This is a genomic window from Streptomyces pluripotens, assembly GCF_000802245.2.
Lineage (GTDB): Bacteria > Actinomycetota > Actinomycetes > Streptomycetales > Streptomycetaceae > Streptomyces > Streptomyces pluripotens.
The window spans coordinates 2700891-2716425 of record NZ_CP021080.1 but is presented as its reverse complement, the minus strand read 5'-3'; the positions used below and the strand labels follow the sequence as shown (position 1 = coordinate 2716425).

Genomic DNA, 15535 nt, shown 5'->3' with positions numbered 1-15535 from the left:
AGGGAGGGAGCAAGGCCGTGGATGTGCTGCACGAACGCTGCGCCGGCCTCGACATCAGCAAGAAGGACGCCAAGGCGTGTGTCCGCACCCCGAGTACCAAGCGGCGGGGATCCTTCACGACCCAGACCACGACATGGGGGTCGACGACGAATGCGGTCCTGGCCCTGCGGGATCACCTGCTTGCCGCGCGGGTGACGCTGGTGGTCATCGAGGCGACCTCGGACTACTGGAAGCCCTTCTACTACCTGCTGGCCGAGGACTTGAACGTGATCCTGGTCAACGCGCGGCAGGTCAAGAACCTCCCCGGCCGCAAGACGGACGTCTCGGACGCGGCCTGGCTGGCCCAGCTCGGCGCCCACGGCCTGGTGAGGCCCTCCTTCGTGCCGCCCGAGCCGGTCCGTGAACTCCGGGACCTGACCCGGGCCCGGACCACCGCCACCCGTGAACGCGGCCGGGTGGTCCAGCGGCTGGAGAAGCTGCTGGAGGACACCGGCATCAAACTCTCCGCGGTCGCCTCCGACATCATGGGCGTCTCCGGCCGGGCCATGCTCGAAGCCCTCATCGCCGGAGAACACGATCCGCAACTCCTCGCAGACCTGGCCAAGCGCAGGCTCCGCAACAAGATCCCTGAACTGACCGAGGCCCTGACCGGGCGCTTCCGCGAGCATCACGCGTTCCTAACCCGCCTGCATCTGGACCAGTACGACCAGCTCACCGCCATGATCGAGCAACTGGACGAGCGGATCGAGGAGGCGATGGCCCCCTTTCGAGGCGCCCTGGACCTGCTCGACACCATCCCCGGGATCAACCGGGCGGTCGCCGAAGTGATCATCGCTGAGACCGGCGGAGACATGAGCCGGTTCGCCTCCGCCCGTCACCTCGCCTCCTGGGCCGGGGTCTGTCCCGGCCACCACGAGTCCGCCGGCCGCACCAAGAAGACCAAGGTCCGGCCCGGCAACCCATATCTCAAAGGCGCCCTCGGCCTGGCAGCGTTCGGCGCGGTGAGAACCAAAGACACCTACCTGCAGGCCCGCTACAAGCGGCTGACCGCACGCCGCGGCCCGCTCAGGGCACTGGTCGCCGTCGAGCACTCGATCATCACCGCGATCTGGCACATGCTCACCGACAACGTCGCCTATCAGGAACTCGGCGGCACCTACTTCACCCAACGCGATCCAGAACGCGCCACCCGCCGGGCCATCAACCAGCTCAACCAGCTCGGCTACACCGTCACCCTCAACCCGAGGGAGACCGCGGCCTGACCGACAGGGCAAGACACCCGGCGGCCCATCGCGACCACCGGGCACCCAGCCCTGCCCACACCCACCCTGAACAGGTTCTATTTACGCGTCAGAAGCTGTTTCGAAGGTCCGGAGGGACACTCCTTGGCCTTCTGTCTGTTGCGGCCCGATCAGGGCCGTTCCTGGGCGTCATGCTGGGGGAATCCTGGGCAGACGCCGGACTGAAAACAGCCGCTGACCTGCACAAACAACACAGCCCCCGGCATGACGCCGGGGGCTGTCGAGGCCCACGACCGGCCGCGGGGAGCGCTCCGGAGCATTGACAGGGCGCTGGGCGAAGTCCGCGTCCGAACCCATGGGTCGAACTGTTCTCTGTGGCGCCGCGCCCCTCGTCGAGGACCTCCACGGTCAGCTCCTCGTCCTCGTAGCCGACGGCCACCCGGCAACGCCCCGTGCCCGCGTGACGGACCACGTTGGTCAGCGCCTCCTGCACGATACGGTAGGCGGACAGGCCGATGTCGGCGGGCAAGGGCCGCTGCTTCCCGCTGAAGCGCACGTCGACGCGCACCCCCGCGTCCGCGGTCGCCTCCGCGAGCCCTTCGATGTCCGCCGGACCTGGCGAGGGCGCGAGAGGTGCCTGCCCCGAGGCCACAGACTCGGGGTCGGCTTGACGCAGCGCCACCAGCGTGCGCCGGAGGCCCGATTGGTCGTCGTGCGGCGCCGTGACGTGTGAACTTCAGGCATGCGGATCCCCGCGCGGACGTCGTCTCCGTCGGTCCGGCCACCGGGCTGCCCGGTCACGTACCCCGGTCACCGGGCTCCCGGGCCACTGGGCTTCGGCCACCAGGCTGCCCGGGGCGCCGGGCTCCGGTCACCAGGTGAACCCCTTCTGGACCGTCATACAGGCGTCCTTCTTGTCACCGGGGAGCACCGCTGCCGAGGACGGGGCCGTGGTCGGCTCCTTGGCCGCCTTGTAGGCGGTGCCGGTGCGCCAGTCGGCGCCCACGATCAGCGTGACGCCCGAGACGTCGGTCGACTTGCGGACCTGCTTCAGCGGGACCCCGAGCCCCTCGGCCACCGCCTGGGCGTCCCCCTCCAGGTCGGCGCTGGGGAAGAGGACGGAGGTCCTGGTCTCGGCGGCGGCCGTGGCGTCCACCGTGACCTCGGTGAAGCCCTTGCTCCGCAGGATCTGCGCGACCGCGCCGGCCCGCTGCGGCGCCGGCGCCTGACCGTCCGCTCCGGTGCCGTTGCGGACCTGTACCGCGATCCGGTCGTCCGGTGCGGCCGGATCCTTCGACTTCTGCTCGGCCTTGTGCTTCGTGCCGCGTCCGTCCAACGGGATGTCGTCACGCACCATGGAGATGAGCTGGTCGGCGTCGTGGGTCGGCACCAGGCGGTTGTGGTCCCGTGACCACTGCTCGGTGGGCAGCGTCGTCATCGTGATGCGCTTGGTGGGTACCTTCTTGAACTCTTCGGACAGGTCGTACAGCTTCTTGATCGTCCCCAGGTCCTCGTCGACCTTCAGTGACTTCGTCGCTGTCTCCGCGAGGTCGCGCATCTTGCCTGGGTTGCTCAGGGTCGCGTTCTCCCGCAGCTGGCGCACCATCGCGTTCATGTACATGTGCTGTGCGTGGGTGCGGCCGAGGTCGGTGCCGTCCTCGAAGCCGTAACGGGTGCGCAGCCACTCCAGGGCCTGCTCGCCCTTGACGTACGTGGTGCCCTTCTTCAATTTCAGGCCAGAGCCGTGGCCCTCGGAGGTGTGCGACCAGACGTTCTGTTTGACACAGACCGGGACGCCGCCGATGGCGTCCGCCATCGAGACCACGCCGGAGAAGTCGACCATCATGAAGTGGTCGATGTGGATGTGGGTGAGCTTCTGCCAGGTGGCTACGGTGCAGCCCGGGCCGCCGCGGCCCAGTGACTCGTTCGCCATGGCCAGGGAGAGTGCCGGGTACTGCTTGCCGGTGTGCGGGTCGGTGCACTTGGGGATGGGGATCATCGTGTCGCGCGGCAGGCTGACCACGGACATGTTGGTGCGGTCTGCCGAGACGTGTACCAGCATCTGCACGTCTGCCAGCGGTGGGCGGCCCACGTCCGCTTTGGAGCCGCCGAGTTTCAGGTCTTCCTTGGTGTTCCGGCTGTCCGAGCCGATCAGCAGGACGTTCAGCGGCGTCTGGCCGGCGGCGTTCGGGGTCGCCTTGGGCACGTCGGTGTCGCCGAGGTTCAGTTTGTCCTTCTGAATGTTGGCGTTGAGATGCTCGTAGTACAGATAGCCCGCGCCTGCGGTGCCGAGTATGACGACTGCCAGGGTTATCGCCGACCAGCGCAGTATCCGGCGTCTGGGGCGCGGCGGCCCGGAGCCTGCGCCGCGCCGGTGCCCGCTGCTCCGCCGTTGGCCGTTCCCCCCGTGGTCGGTTTCGCTGCTGGTACCGCGTCCGCCGGCGCGCCGGGCGCGCGGTACAACCCCCTCTTCCTCCACGCTGCTGCGTGCCATCTTCCGTCCTCCCGCCCTCGGCACCGTTCACCGCGGCTTCGTTGCGCGCCAGTTCCTCCTCGGCGGAGGCCGGAGGCGCTCTGTCGGTTGTCTTTCGGCCGTGCACCGTGTGCTGTGGCGGCTGGGCACGGGCCGCAGCGCGGGGTGGCCCGGCCGTGTGCCGTGGCGCCGCCTCGTCCTTGCGTTCAGTGAGACGCGGAACGGGGCCCCGACGTCACGACGCGCACCGCACTTTGCCGAGTGTCGGCCTCCCGGCGCCGGCTGCGGACTCGTCGGGACGCGAGACGCCCTGACTGCACTCGGTCAATGCTGGGGTGAGGTGCGGCCCACCGGGGGTCCGGGCCGACCGACTTCCCGTCGGGTGACGCCGGCCGGTGTGCGTATCCGCTGGTCCGCTGCTGGGGCTTCCCTGCTCCGACGGGTCGATGTGGTTCCCCCGCCCACGGCCTTGCGTGTCCATGATCGCTTCGTCCTCCGTCGGGATCACGCGGTGAGCCGTCCCCCAAGACGCTTGGTTCGGTCGGGCGGTGCGCGGCGCCGTGACCGTTCGCACCGGACGGCACACTATCCGGACAGTTCAGCGCCTGATCAGGGCGGTGACAAACCCCACTCCCGTACAACCGGTTGATTCGCCCCATATCTAGGGAATCAAGATCGCCCCTTTGTTCCGGCTTTACCCTCAAGGGAGTTCGTCTCCCGGAAGGCCGGGCCACGTGCGGCAGCCTGACTCCCGTGTTCCCGGCGTTCCGCCATCGTCCCGGACGGACCCGGAGGCCTTCGAGGCCGTCGAGCGGCTCATGTGGGCTGGCCGGACGGACGCCTCCGCTGCGGGTTTCGACCGGTTGTGCGCTTGTCCGGCGCCCGAACTGCCGGACGCGGCACGGGCGTCGGACGGTACGCGGGTCCTTGACGTGGGCGCGGGGATGGGTACGGCCCCCCTGGTGGCCCAGGGGGGCGCGCTGGTCCGGGCAGCAGACGTAGATGCGGCCGATGGTGGTCGGGCGCATCGGCGCGCGGCTGCGGCCGAAGTCGCCGCGCTGCCCGAACTTCTCTTCTTAGGCGGTGAGTTCGATGCCGTGGCCGGCATCTTCGTACGGAACCGTGTGACGGTGCTCGCCTGCGCGGTTCGCTGGTGACGCTGCCTGCCGCGGCACTAGGTACCGGAGACCGTGACCTTCTGGTCCTGTTTCAGCTCGTTCACCAGCGTCTTCACCTTCGCCTTGTCCCAGACGAGATTGCCGCCCGTGGATCCGGAGATCGGCATGTTCATCGATGTGCCATCACCGCTGTTCACGCTCTTCATCGCCCAGAACATCGAGGTCAGGTCCCACAGCGACATGTCCTTGTCGACGATCAGGGAGTCCAGGCCGGCGCCCAGAGTCGGGTAGAGCTTGAACGGGTTGAGTACCGTCGACGGGGTGGCCACCTGGTGGGCCAGGGCCGCCAGGAACTTCTGCTGGTTCTTCGTGCGCTGCAGGTCGGACGCTGCGAACGCGTGCCGGGTCCGGACGAAGGCCAGGGCCTGCGCGCCGTTCAGGGTCTGCTTGCCGGCCTTGAAGTCGGCGCCCGACCACTTGTCCTTGAAGCCCTTGTCGATGGTGATCTCCACACCGCCCACCGCGTCCACGATGTCCGCGAAACCCTGGAAGCCGATCTCCACGTAGTGGTCGATGTGCAGTCCGGTGTTGTACTCGACCGTGCGGACCAGCAGCGTCGGCCCGTCCTCGGCGTAGGCGGCGTTCAGCTTCACGTGCCGACCCTGGGCCGGGTAGACCTTCCCGGAGGTGGACCCCTTGTACGACGGGATCACCACGTCTGAGTCGCGCGGGAGCGAGACCAGCGTGTCGCCGTTGTCGCCGACGTGCAGGATCATCATCGAGTCCGTGCGCTTGCCCTGAGCGGATCCGGTGTGCAACTTCTTCTCGTCCGCCTTGGACATGCCCTCGCGGCTGTCCGAGCCGACGATCAGGTAGTTCGTGCCCGAACCCGAGCCGGGCCGGTCGATCACCTTCGACAGGTCGACGTCGCGGCGCAGTTTGGAATCGGCCCAGAAGTACGTCGCGACGGACGTGACGACCAGCACGGTCGCCAGGGTGATCGCCGTCCACTTGGCGCGGCGCCGCCAGTTCGGCGCCGGACGCGGCGCCCGGGTGGGCCCACCCTCGGGGCCGCCCGGCCCACGGCCGCCGGGGGTGCCGTAGACCTGGCCCGTGTTGTAGCCGCTGTCGTAGCCGTCGGAGCCGGTGTGCTCGTCGTGTCCGCGGCCGTCGGTGTACGACGGTTGCTGCGGGACACCGGACCCGTACGGCGGCGCCGAGGAACCGGGGCCGCCGTGCGCGGAGCGCTGCCCCGGCGGTACCGCCGGGCCGCGCCGGACCTGACGCATGACGCGGGCACCCTCCGGCTGCGCGCCGGCACTGCCGCGTCCGTACTGGGGGCCGCGGTTGTCGCCGGGTCCCCCCTCGGGCCAGTCATTCATGCGCCCCAGTGTGCAGGGCGCCGCTGTGTGCCCCACAAGGGTTGTCGGAGAATCAGAGCGGCGCTGTTGCGAAGCTGACACAAATTCCGCGAATGCCGCTTCGGCATAGGGTGGGGGCATGACAGACCAGGCCGCGGACAGGGAAACGCATACCGAACCGGATATCCCGGGCAAGCCCACGTCCGCCTCGCGCACCACCCTCAGCCACATCATGACCCACAACGACACCAACCTGCTGGGGACGGTGCACGGCGGTGTGATCATGAAGCTCGTCGACGACGCCGCGGGTGCGGTGGCCGGCCGCCATTCCGGCGGTCCCGCCGTCACCGCGTTCATGGACGAGATGGCATTCCTGGAGCCGGTCCGTGTCGGCGACCTGGTCCATGTGAAGGCCCAGGTGAACTGGACCGGCCGGACCTCCATGGAGATCGGGGTCCGGGTCCTCGCCGAGCGCTGGAACGAATCCGCCCCGCCCACCCGGGTCGGCTCGGCCTACCTGGTCTTCGCGGCCGTCGACGCCGACGGCACACCGCGGCGGGTACCGCCGGTGATCCCGGAGACCGACCGAGACCGCCGCCGCTATCAGGAGGCCCAGATCCGGCGCACCCACCGCCTGGCCCGCCGCCGCGCCATCCGCGAGCTGCGTGAGAAGCGGGCCGCGGAGGGGTTCGAGGACTGAAGCCCGGCGGCCGACCCGCTCACGTGCTCCCTGAGCACACCACCTCGTTGCCCCGTACCACGCTCGGTTCCGGCTGCGCCGGGTCCTCGAACCGCACCTTCCGCACCTTCGTGAAGTCCACCCCGACGGTCACCTTCATCAGTGGCCCCCGGCCCGGTACCGGGTGCAGTTCACTGCCCGGCAGCGCCGCGGCCAGGGAGCGGGCGGAGCGGTCCCAACGGGGGTCGTAGGAGATCACCGTGCGCTTGACGTCGTGGGCCGCGGCGGTCACCGGTTGGTGGGTGACGGCGAAACCGGCCGCCCCGAGCGCCGTGTCGATCTGCCTGGCCAGCCCGGCCGTGCCCGTGCCGTTCTCCACCTGCACCCGGATCTGTCGCGGATCCACCTCCACCTCCGCCGCCGTGGACGCTGGGCCGCGCCGCCGGTGCTCCACGCTGAGCGGCTTGTCGTCGCGCAAGGCCCGGAAGAGCCGCTCCGCCTTGGGCTGGTCCCACTTCAGCGTCGAGCCGATGCCTTTGACCGGGTAGTTCATCTGCCCGATCGGAACGGTGGTGAACTCGGAGGAGGACGGGGAGAAGTTCCGCATCGCGCGGCCGAGATCGAGCAGTTCGTCGGTGCCGAAACCCTCGTCGGCGCGGACCGAGCCGAGCACGGCCCGGGCCACGTCCCGGAACCTGATGGGGTTCAGCAGTACCCCGGAGGAAGTCGCCTTCTCGATCAGCGCGGCCAGGAACCGCTGCTGTCGCTTCATCCGGCTCAGATCGCTCGTCCCGTCGGTGTGCCGGGCGCGCACGTACTGCAGGGCCTGGCCGCCCATGAGCGTGTGCGTGCCGGGGGCGAGGTCGAGTCCGGTGTAGGAGTCCTTCAGTGGTTTCGTCGTACAGATCCGCACCCCGCCGAGCACGTCCACGGTCTTCATGAAACTGGTGAAGTCGACCTCCAGGTAGTGGTCGATCTTCAGGTGGGTCATGCTCTCGACCGTACGGATGGTCAGCTGCGGGCCGCCCTCCGCGTAGGCCGCGTTCAACTTGACCGGGTGCGGGCCGTGTCGCTGCCCGGATTTCGGGTCGACGTGCGCGGGCAGCTGGGCGTAGGAGTCGCGCGGCAGGCTCACCACGCTGGCCCGCTCCCGGTTCTCCGAGATGTGCACGATCATCATCGTGTCCGTGCAGTGGCAGGGGGCACCACCGAGCCGGTAGGCGCGCCGCTCCTGCTCGCTGATCTTGTCCCGGCCGTCGGTACCGACCAGCAGCACGTTCATGCCGTGGCCGGCCCGCGGCCGGTTCTTCATGTCCTTGAAGGCGTCGACCCGGGCGATGCCAGCGTCCAGGCTGGTGACGACCGCGTGCCCGATCCCGGCGGAGGCGAGCACCACGACGGACAGCGTGGTGACCGCCCGCATGGCCCACCGGGGCCGCCGGGGCGGCCGGACGGGCAGCGTCGGCTGCTGGGGTGCACGCGGCCCCCGTCGGGGCGGCTGCGGGCGGCGCTGTGGCCGGGCTGGAGACCGAGGCGGACTGGGCAAGGGGGACACCTCCGGACGAGGCCGCACGTGGATCCGTGAGCACCGTAGGCCGATACGATCTCCAGCCCGCCGTTCAGCCCCGGCGGCGCGCACCGGTGTCCCCCGTTCGCGGTAACGTGACCCTCTTATGAACGCCAAGCCCGACGTGCGGCTCCCCGCTGTATCCGTGATCATGCCCGTCCTCAACGAGGAGCGGCATCTACGCAGGGCCGTCCAAGCGATCCTCGCGCAGGAGTACGCCGGCGAGATGGAGGTCGTCATCGCCCTCGGTCCATCCACGGACCGCACGGACGAGATCGCCGCCGAGTTGGTCGCCGAGACCGCTGCCGACGAGAACAAGCGTGTGCACACCGTGCCGAACCCGACCGGCCGCACGCCCGCCGCGCTGAATGCGGCCATCAAGGCGTCCCGGCATCCGATCGTGGTCCGCGTCGACGGCCACGGCATGCTCTCACCGAACTACATCGACACCGCCGTGCGGCTCCTGGAGGAGACCGGCGCGCAGAACGTCGGCGGCATCATGCACGCCGAGGGGGAGAACGACTGGGAGCACGCGGTCGCCGCCGCGATGACCTCGAAGATCGGTGTGGGCAACGCCGCCTTCCACACCGGAGGCGAGGCCGCACCAGCCGAGACGGTGTACCTCGGCGTCTTCCGCCGCGAGGCACTGGAACAACAGGGTGGATACAACGAGGAGTTCATCCGTGCCCAGGACTGGGAGCTGAACTTCCGCATCCGCGAGGCGGGCGGCCTGATCTGGTTCTCGCCGGAGCTGAGGGTGTCGTACCGGCCACGGCCCTCGGTCCGGGCACTGGCCAAGCAGTACAAGGACTACGGCCGCTGGCGGCACGTCGTTGCGCGCTACCACTCGGGCTCCATCAATCTGCGCTACCTCGCCCCGCCGGTGGCGGTGTGCGCGATGGCCGCGGGCCTCGTGGTGGGCGCGGCGCTGACTCCGTGGGGCTTCGTCATTCCCGGCGGCTACCTGGCTGCGATCGCCGCGGGCTCGGTCCCGGCAGGCAGGGGACTGCCACTGAAGTCCCGGCTGCAGATTCCGGTGGCCCTGGCCACCATGCACATGTCGTGGGGCTGGGGTTTCTTGACCAGTCCGAAGTCACTGGCGAAGAAGGTCATCGCCGCTCGGCGACCGGCGGTGACCGCCTCTGACCGGCCCCGCCTGACCTCGGTCTGACCTCGGCCGGCCCGACGACCTTCAGCAGCTACTCCCGGGCACACGGGCCCTCCCCGCGGGGAAGAGTCCGTGTGCCCGGGGGCCTAGCTCGCGCACTGGACCGTGTCCGCCGTGGACTTGTCGACGCTCGGCGCCTTCTTCGGCGCGGTGAGGGAGACACCCGCGCCCTTGAAGTCCTTGCCCAGGGTCAGCGTCATCGCGGGCAGCCCCTGGGAGTTGGTCACGCTCTTCCCGGGCTTCAGGGCGGTTCCGGGCAACCCCATGAGGGCGGCCAGCTCCCGGGCCTGGGACGCCTGATCGGGCGCGTATTCCAAGGTTGTCTTGCTCAGTGCCTTCGGCGCGTTGCCCGCGTTCTCCGACTTGAGCACGCCTTCCTTGTTCTGCAGCCACTGCAGGGTCTCCTGCGCGCTGCCCGCCGGCGCGCCGCCGTTCAGGACGCGCACCCGCACCTCGGAGGGCGCGGACCTGCTGCCCTTCAGACGGGCGGCCGCAGCGTCCTTGGCCGCCTTCTTCTTCTTTTTCACCTCGGTGAAGGAGACGTCGTTGTTGATCGCGTTGAAGACCGCGGGAGCCGTGTTCGGGTTGATGATCACCGTCTTGTGGACAGTGCCGTCGGCCGGGTTGTCGAGCACGGGCACCGTCATGAAGGAGATGTTCTTCGGCGGCACCTTCTTCAGTTCCAGTGCGATGTCCTTGAGCGTGCTCACGGAACCGATGCCCTTGTCGACGGTCAGCGCCTTGGTGGCCGCCTCCGCCAGGTTGATCAGCTTCGTGGGACTGGTGAGGGTGTCGCTGGAGGACATCTTGCGCATCAGCGAGGCCATGAACTGCTGCTGCACCTTGATGCGGTCGAGGTCGCCCTGGTTGCCCCAGCTGTGCCGGGTACGGACGAAGGCGAGGGCCTGCTCGCCCTGGACCTTGTGCTTGCCCGCGGACAGTTTGAGGTGCGAGTCCTTGTCGTCCACGGCGTGCTTGAGGCACACGTCGACGCCGCCGACCGCCGTCGTCAGCGTCTTCACGGCGTTGAAGTCCACCATCATGAAGTGGTCGACCGTGATCCCGGTGACCTCGTCGACGGTTCGCATGGTGCAGCCGGGGTCGCGCCCCTCCTGCCCGAGGCTGACGTTGAAGCGGGTGTTGTCGGTGCCGGGGATGACCTTCTCGCTGCCGTCCGGCTGCTTCGTCGGGCAGTCCGGCACGTTCACGATGAGGTCGCGCGGAATGCTCAGCGCGGTGGCGTTCGTCCGGTCCTTGGAGACGTGCAGCAGGATGGTGGTGTCGGCATGGCCGACGCTGTTGCGGTCGCCGTAGCCCCCGTTCCCCTTGCCGGTGCGCTTGTCCGTGCCGATGATCAGGATGTTGAAGGCCTCGTCCTTGCTGAAGCCACTCTTGCCCGCGCTGCCGATGTCCGTCGTGGTGACGTTTCCCTCGAGGTGCTTGAGGTAGAGGTAGCCGGCCGTGCCGATCGCGACCAGGACGAACGCCGTGCCACCCGCGGTCCAGGCCAGAATCTTCTTGACCTTCGACTTCTTCTTCACCGGCCGTCGGCCGCGCCGCCCTGGCGGCGGCTCGGGCTCGGTGCTCCGGCGGCGCCGTGACGGTGGCACGACGTCCGTGCCGCGCGTCCGCCTCGTCTCGCGCGCCTGCGGTGTCCGGCTCGCCGCCGCGTCGCCGCGGGTGCGGGCCGCGCCGCCGGTGTCCTGGGGAGCCGGTCGCCGTGGCCCGGGAACCGGTGACTGCGGTGCGGAAGCGGGCAATCGCAGTTCGTATTCACCGGTGTTCGGATTGAGTACCCATTGGTCGGCGGGATCGATGTTGTCCGCCCGCCCACGGCCTTGCGCGTCCACGATTGTCCGAATCCTCCGTCGGGGCCACGCGGCGCCTTCCCCCTCAAAGGCGCTCGGGTCTCAGTGGTTCAGTGCACGGCCCCGGGACGGACCTCGCGGCCGGGTGCACTGGACCGCTCACACTATCCGCCCAGTTCAGCGTCAAGCGACGCCCATGACAAATTCCGCCTCCCTACAACTGGGCAATCCCCCTCATATTCCTGAACGGGAGTTCGTTGTCTTTGCGCTTGCCTTACTCGCAGTCGCGCTCGGCGGCGGTGCTCCCGCGGAACGTCGGGACGGGCGAAGGGTGCGATCGGCCGTCGGCCGACGGGGAGTCCTTGTGCTCTTCCGGTGGCAGATCCCGCGTCACCGCCAGCGGCCGGTCGGCCCGCAGCCGTGCGAACAGCCGCTGGGCATCCGGTTCCACGAGCTGGTCACGGTTGGTGTCGTGTGCGTACGACGTCCTCGGCACGGTCAGGAACTGCACGCGTGCGGTGGGGATGTCGCGCAGGCCGCGCACCAACTGGTACAAGCCACGCAGACTCGCCAATTCCGGATCGGTGGTCAGCGAGGAGGTCGCTGCGTCCAGCACCGGAAACAGCTTCACCGGGTTCAGCAGGACGTCATTGCTCTGCACCTTGTCGACGAGCGCGCCGAGGAATCGCTGTTGGCGTTCCATCCGTTCGGTGTCGCTGCCGTTCCCGAGCGACTTGCGGGCCCGTACATAGCCGAGCGCCTGTTCTCCGTCGAGCGTGACCTTCCCCGCGGAAAGCTTCAGCTTGGCCGCTTTGTCGTCGACGGGCTCCTTCAGGCACACCTGCACTCCGTCGACGGCGTCCACCATCTCCTTGAACCCGCTGAAGTCGAGAACCACGTGGTGGTCTATCCGAATGTCCGTCAGTTTTTCGGCGGTCCGGATCGTGCACGCCGAACCACCCACCTGGAAGGCGTGGTTGAACATCGCGTACACCGGCTCGCTGCGACGGCCGTCCGCCCGTCGGCAGTCGGGGATGTCCACCATCAGGTCCCGGGGCAGTGAAACGGCGGTGGCGCTGGTCCGGTCAGCGGCCAGATGCAGCAGGATCGTGGTGTCCGACCGCTCGCTTCCCAGGTCCCGCCCGTACTTCGCGTTGCCGTCCCCGGAGCGGGTGTCGGACCCGATCAACAGGATGTTCTGCGCGCCCCGTACCAGCTCGGTGGGCCGCTCCCGCTCGTAGCGGGCGAGTTCGGCGGCGGCTGCTTCGTCCGCGGTGATGTTGGCACTGAGCTTGGCGTAGACGGCCCATCCCGCCCCGGCAGCCACCACGAGAACTCCGGTGGCTCCCAGCGCCATGCCTCTCGCCCAGCGCCGCCGGCGCCGCCGTGTGAGGCCCGCGCCGGTGGCCGAGGCTCCCAGGCCGGGACCGAGGGGCCTGCCTGCGGTGTCGGTCACGGTGCGGGCCCCCTCACGGTGTACGAGCGTCACGTCCTGCTCTTACGACCATGGCGGGGCAGGGGGAGTCGGGCGCCCTGTGTTACTCCAAGTGGGGGACCGTCCTGCCCTGCGGGAGGGATCTCACCGCCGTACCGAAGTCACCCTCTCGCTCTCGATCCGCTTGGCCAGACCCTCCTCGCCCAGCCGGTCGAGGTTCCGGCACAACACCACGGATCCCCCGGAGGCCAACGGCGCGTACAAGCCCGCGCTGAGGCCGTCCCAGGTGTCGTACGGCAGCCCCGTCAGGACCCTGGAATCCGGTCCGGTCAGCTCCAGCGAAGGCGCGTCCGCCAAGGCCTGCTCGACGATCTGGCCCCCGCTGAATTCCCGGCCGCCGACGACGAGGGCCGGCTCTGCCGCCGTCACCCTGGCGAACGGAACGAACCGGTCACCTTGCCCCGGTACTTCCACGGCGTAGTCGGCGAACCCGGCCGGAGACTGCGGGAAGCGCCCGCCCAGCGGCCGTAGCGCCAGCGCCACTCGCTCACCGGCGCAGGCCAGTGCGGCGTCCAGCGAATCCGGCCCGCTGACGACGAGGTCGGCTGCTGCTGGATCCCCGTCGACCTCGGCGATCGCCCCCACCGAGGAGCAGGCCAGCAGCCACACCGCCGTCTGCCAGTGCGCGGGGAGCAGCAGCGCGACCCGGTCGCCGGGACTGGCACAGAGGTCGCCCTGCAGGAGGTTGGCGGTCTTGGCCACCCAATTGGCGAAGGTGGCCACGGACAGTTCGACGCGTTCGCCCGTGGCGTCGTCGTAGAAGGTCACCAGGGGGCGGCCGGGGTCTGCAGCAAGCGCGGAAGTCAGCAGGTCGGCGGGGGTGCGGTCGGTGGCGTTCACCTGGGACAGGTTACGCGCGGACGGGCTCGCGCGCCGGGTGGCGGGGCCACCAGTTCGGCGGAACGGGTTCCGACGACCCGTCAGTTCACCGTTGGACAGATTTATATGACTATGTTCAAGATCACGGGTATGGGTGGATTCCTCACTTCCTCGATCGGCGTCACCTGCGTCACCTGTGTCGCGGTCCTCGCCCTCCCGTCGGCGCATCCCGCGACGGCTGCGCCCGCGGCGCCCGCCGCCTCCGCGGTGTCCGGGGCCCCTGCGGCGTCCGGGGCGCCCGCGTGGAGGGGACCGGTCGCCGTCGTCGGCGAACCGGCCGGAGCCGTCGCCACCGGGTACCCGGATGAGGCCGTCGCAGCCGGTCTCCGGGCCGGGGCCGTCGTTCACGCTCACCCGGTCGGGGCGGGCATCCCGGGCAGCACCCGTTCGCTGCCCCTCGGCCCGCTCCCGGGTGTCCGCACCCTTGGCCGTCACCTCCGCGGCGCGCCCCCGCAACAGGGGGTGTACCGCACCGGTACCGGACGTTTCTCGCTGGTCGGGCTCGTCTGGGACGACCCCGACGCCGAGTTGCACGGTCGGGCCCAGGTGCGTACCCGGTCCGTCGCGACGGGGAAGTGGTCGGGCTGGCAGGACGTGGAGACGCACAACGCTGACCACGGCGCCGACCCGGGCGCGGCGGAACACGTCCCGGGGCGCCTGCACGGGGCCACCGCGCCGCTGTGGGTCGGAGAGTCGGATGGCGTGGATGTCCGGGTCCGTGCGGACGCCGCCGCTCCCCGGGACAGCCGTGCCGGAAGACCGCGATCCACGCTGCCACTGCCGTCGGGGCTGCGCCTGGAACTCGTCGACCCCGGCAAACAGACACCGGCCGGGGACGCGCCTGCCGATGTGCCACGCACCGGACTGCGCACGGTCGAGGCTGAGACCGCCTCTTCGGCCGGTACCGACCCCGTCCGCTCCGGTGCCACCGAGATCCCCGAACTGAACAGGCGGGACACCGAGCTGGAACTCGTCCGGCTCCAAGGGCCGGTGCGGGCGAAGCGGTACATCGGGCCGCGTCCGCGGATCGTCACGCGCCGGGGCTGGGGCGCGGACGAATCACTGCGCGAACGCGGGTTCGTCTACACAAAGACGGTCAAGGCGGTGTTCGTGCACCACACAGCCACGGGCAACAAGTACACCTGCTCCCAGGCCGCTTCGGTCATCCGCAGTATCTACCGCTACCACGTCACGAGCATGGGCTGGCGGGACATCGGCTACAACTTCCTCGTGGACAAGTGCGGAACCATCTACGAGGGCCGGGCTGGAGGCGTGGCGAGAGCGGTTCTGGGCGCGCACACCCTGGGGTTCAACACCGACAGCATGGGCATCGCCGTGATCGGCACGTACGGCGTGACCAGACCGTCGAGCGCGGTGGTGGAGGCCGTTGCCCGGCTCACCGCCTGGAAGCTCGGGCTCTATGGAGCGAATCCGCGCGGAAAGACACATCTCACATCGGGAGGTGGCAATGTGTACCCCAAGGGGAAGAACGTACGACTGGACGTGATCTCCGGTCATCGGGACGGTTTCGCCACCGAGTGCCCCGGCAAGTGGCTCTACGCCAAGCTCGGTACCACCCGTTCCAGCGCGGCGCGCTACCAGGGGCGCTGAGACCGGGGCGCACGTTCACCGCCGTCGGCGGGACGGGCGGGGGCGGCTCGGAGGGAACACCGCGTACCGATCCCGTGGGACACCGTGGCCATCGAGGGCGCCGTCGCACGGTCTGCATACACTGACCAGCCGAAA

The 15535-nt window shown here is 69.4% G+C and carries 12 protein-coding genes; 5 read left to right on the top strand and 7 right to left on the bottom strand.

What is annotated here, in order from left to right:
* Positions 1–17 precede the first annotated feature (17 nt).
* Positions 18–1262, top strand: a complete 1245-nt coding sequence (locus tag LK06_RS11980) for an IS110 family RNA-guided transposase (RefSeq protein ID WP_039658280.1) — start codon at positions 18–20, stop codon at positions 1260–1262.
* Positions 1263–1350: 88 nt separating this feature from the next.
* Here LK06_RS11980 and LK06_RS35050 read toward each other — a convergent pair whose 3' ends face one another.
* Both LK06_RS35050 and LK06_RS11975 read right to left on the bottom strand, forming a co-directional pair.
* Positions 1351–1734, bottom strand: coding sequence for an ATP-binding protein (locus LK06_RS35050; RefSeq protein WP_324618364.1), 384 nt, complete (start codon positions 1732–1734; stop codon positions 1351–1353).
* 378 nt (positions 1735–2112) lie between these two features.
* On the bottom strand, positions 2113–3735 hold the full coding sequence (locus tag LK06_RS11975; protein ID WP_078858970.1) for an LCP family protein: 1623 nt from the start codon (positions 3733–3735) through the stop codon (positions 2113–2115).
* A gap of 713 nt (positions 3736–4448) precedes the next feature.
* Between LK06_RS11975 and LK06_RS11970 the strand changes: the two genes are divergently transcribed.
* Positions 4449–4871 carry a hypothetical protein gene (locus LK06_RS11970; RefSeq protein ID WP_052318981.1) on the top strand — a complete coding sequence of 141 codons (423 nt, stop codon included), beginning with the start codon at positions 4449–4451 and terminating at the stop codon, positions 4869–4871.
* A gap of 17 nt (positions 4872–4888) precedes the next feature.
* Here the strand turns inward: LK06_RS11970 and LK06_RS11965 are convergent, their stop codons facing one another.
* Positions 4889–6214, bottom strand: coding sequence for an LCP family protein (locus LK06_RS11965; protein ID WP_078858969.1), 1326 nt, complete (start codon positions 6212–6214; stop codon positions 4889–4891).
* A 118-nt stretch (positions 6215–6332) separates the two neighbouring features.
* Here LK06_RS11965 and LK06_RS11960 point away from each other — a divergent pair, with 118 nt between their 5' ends.
* The gene (locus LK06_RS11960) at positions 6333–6893 is read left to right on the top strand and encodes an acyl-CoA thioesterase (protein ID WP_039650671.1); all 561 of its coding nucleotides are present in this window, start codon (positions 6333–6335) and stop codon (positions 6891–6893) included.
* Between the two features lie 19 nt (positions 6894–6912).
* Here the strand turns inward: LK06_RS11960 and LK06_RS11955 are convergent, their stop codons facing one another.
* Complete coding sequence (locus LK06_RS11955; RefSeq protein WP_459171082.1) at positions 6913–8418, bottom strand: LCP family protein; 1506 nt, start codon at positions 8416–8418, stop codon at positions 6913–6915.
* 127 nt (positions 8419–8545) lie between these two features.
* Between LK06_RS11955 and LK06_RS11950 the strand changes: the two genes are divergently transcribed.
* Positions 8546–9610, top strand: a complete 1065-nt coding sequence (locus LK06_RS11950) for a glycosyltransferase family 2 protein (RefSeq protein WP_043434401.1) — start codon at positions 8546–8548, stop codon at positions 9608–9610.
* Between the two features lie 83 nt (positions 9611–9693).
* Here LK06_RS11950 and LK06_RS11945 read toward each other — a convergent pair whose 3' ends face one another.
* The 3 genes from LK06_RS11945 to LK06_RS11935 all read right to left on the bottom strand — a co-directional run bounded on the left by LK06_RS11945 (position 9694) and on the right by LK06_RS11935 (position 13750).
* A complete protein-coding gene (locus LK06_RS11945; RefSeq protein WP_039650665.1) occupies positions 9694–11457 on the bottom strand; it encodes an LCP family protein in 1764 nt (587 codons plus the stop codon).
* Between the two features lie 232 nt (positions 11458–11689).
* Positions 11690–12871 (bottom strand): LCP family protein, encoded by a 1182-nt coding sequence (locus tag LK06_RS11940; RefSeq protein WP_039650682.1) that lies wholly within the window; start codon positions 12869–12871, stop codon positions 11690–11692.
* Positions 12872–12994: 123 nt separating this feature from the next.
* On the bottom strand, positions 12995–13750 hold the full coding sequence (locus tag LK06_RS11935) for a TIGR03089 family protein (RefSeq protein ID WP_039650663.1): 756 nt from the start codon (positions 13748–13750) through the stop codon (positions 12995–12997).
* 111 nt (positions 13751–13861) lie between these two features.
* On the opposite strand from LK06_RS11935, the gene LK06_RS11930 reads away from it, so the two are divergent.
* Positions 13862–15400 (top strand): peptidoglycan recognition protein family protein, encoded by a 1539-nt coding sequence (locus LK06_RS11930; protein ID WP_043406590.1) that lies wholly within the window; start codon positions 13862–13864, stop codon positions 15398–15400.
* Positions 15401–15535: the final 135 nt, after the last annotated feature.

Bases quoted from the DNA above. Each gene is read 5' to 3' on its own strand.
- LK06_RS11975 (WP_078858970.1), bottom strand. From the start codon at position 3,735: ATGGCACGCAGCAGCGTGGAGGAAGAGGGGGTTGTACCGCGCGCCCGG.
- LK06_RS11965 (WP_078858969.1), bottom strand. From the start codon at position 6,214: ATGAATGACTGGCCCGAGGGGGGACCCGGCGACAACCGCGGCCCCCAG.
- LK06_RS11960 (WP_039650671.1), top strand. From the start codon at position 6,333: ATGACAGACCAGGCCGCGGACAGGGAAACGCATACCGAACCGGATATC.
- LK06_RS11950 (WP_043434401.1), top strand. From the start codon at position 8,546: ATGAACGCCAAGCCCGACGTGCGGCTCCCCGCTGTATCCGTGATCATG.
- LK06_RS11930 (WP_043406590.1), top strand. From the start codon at position 13,862: ATGTTCAAGATCACGGGTATGGGTGGATTCCTCACTTCCTCGATCGGC.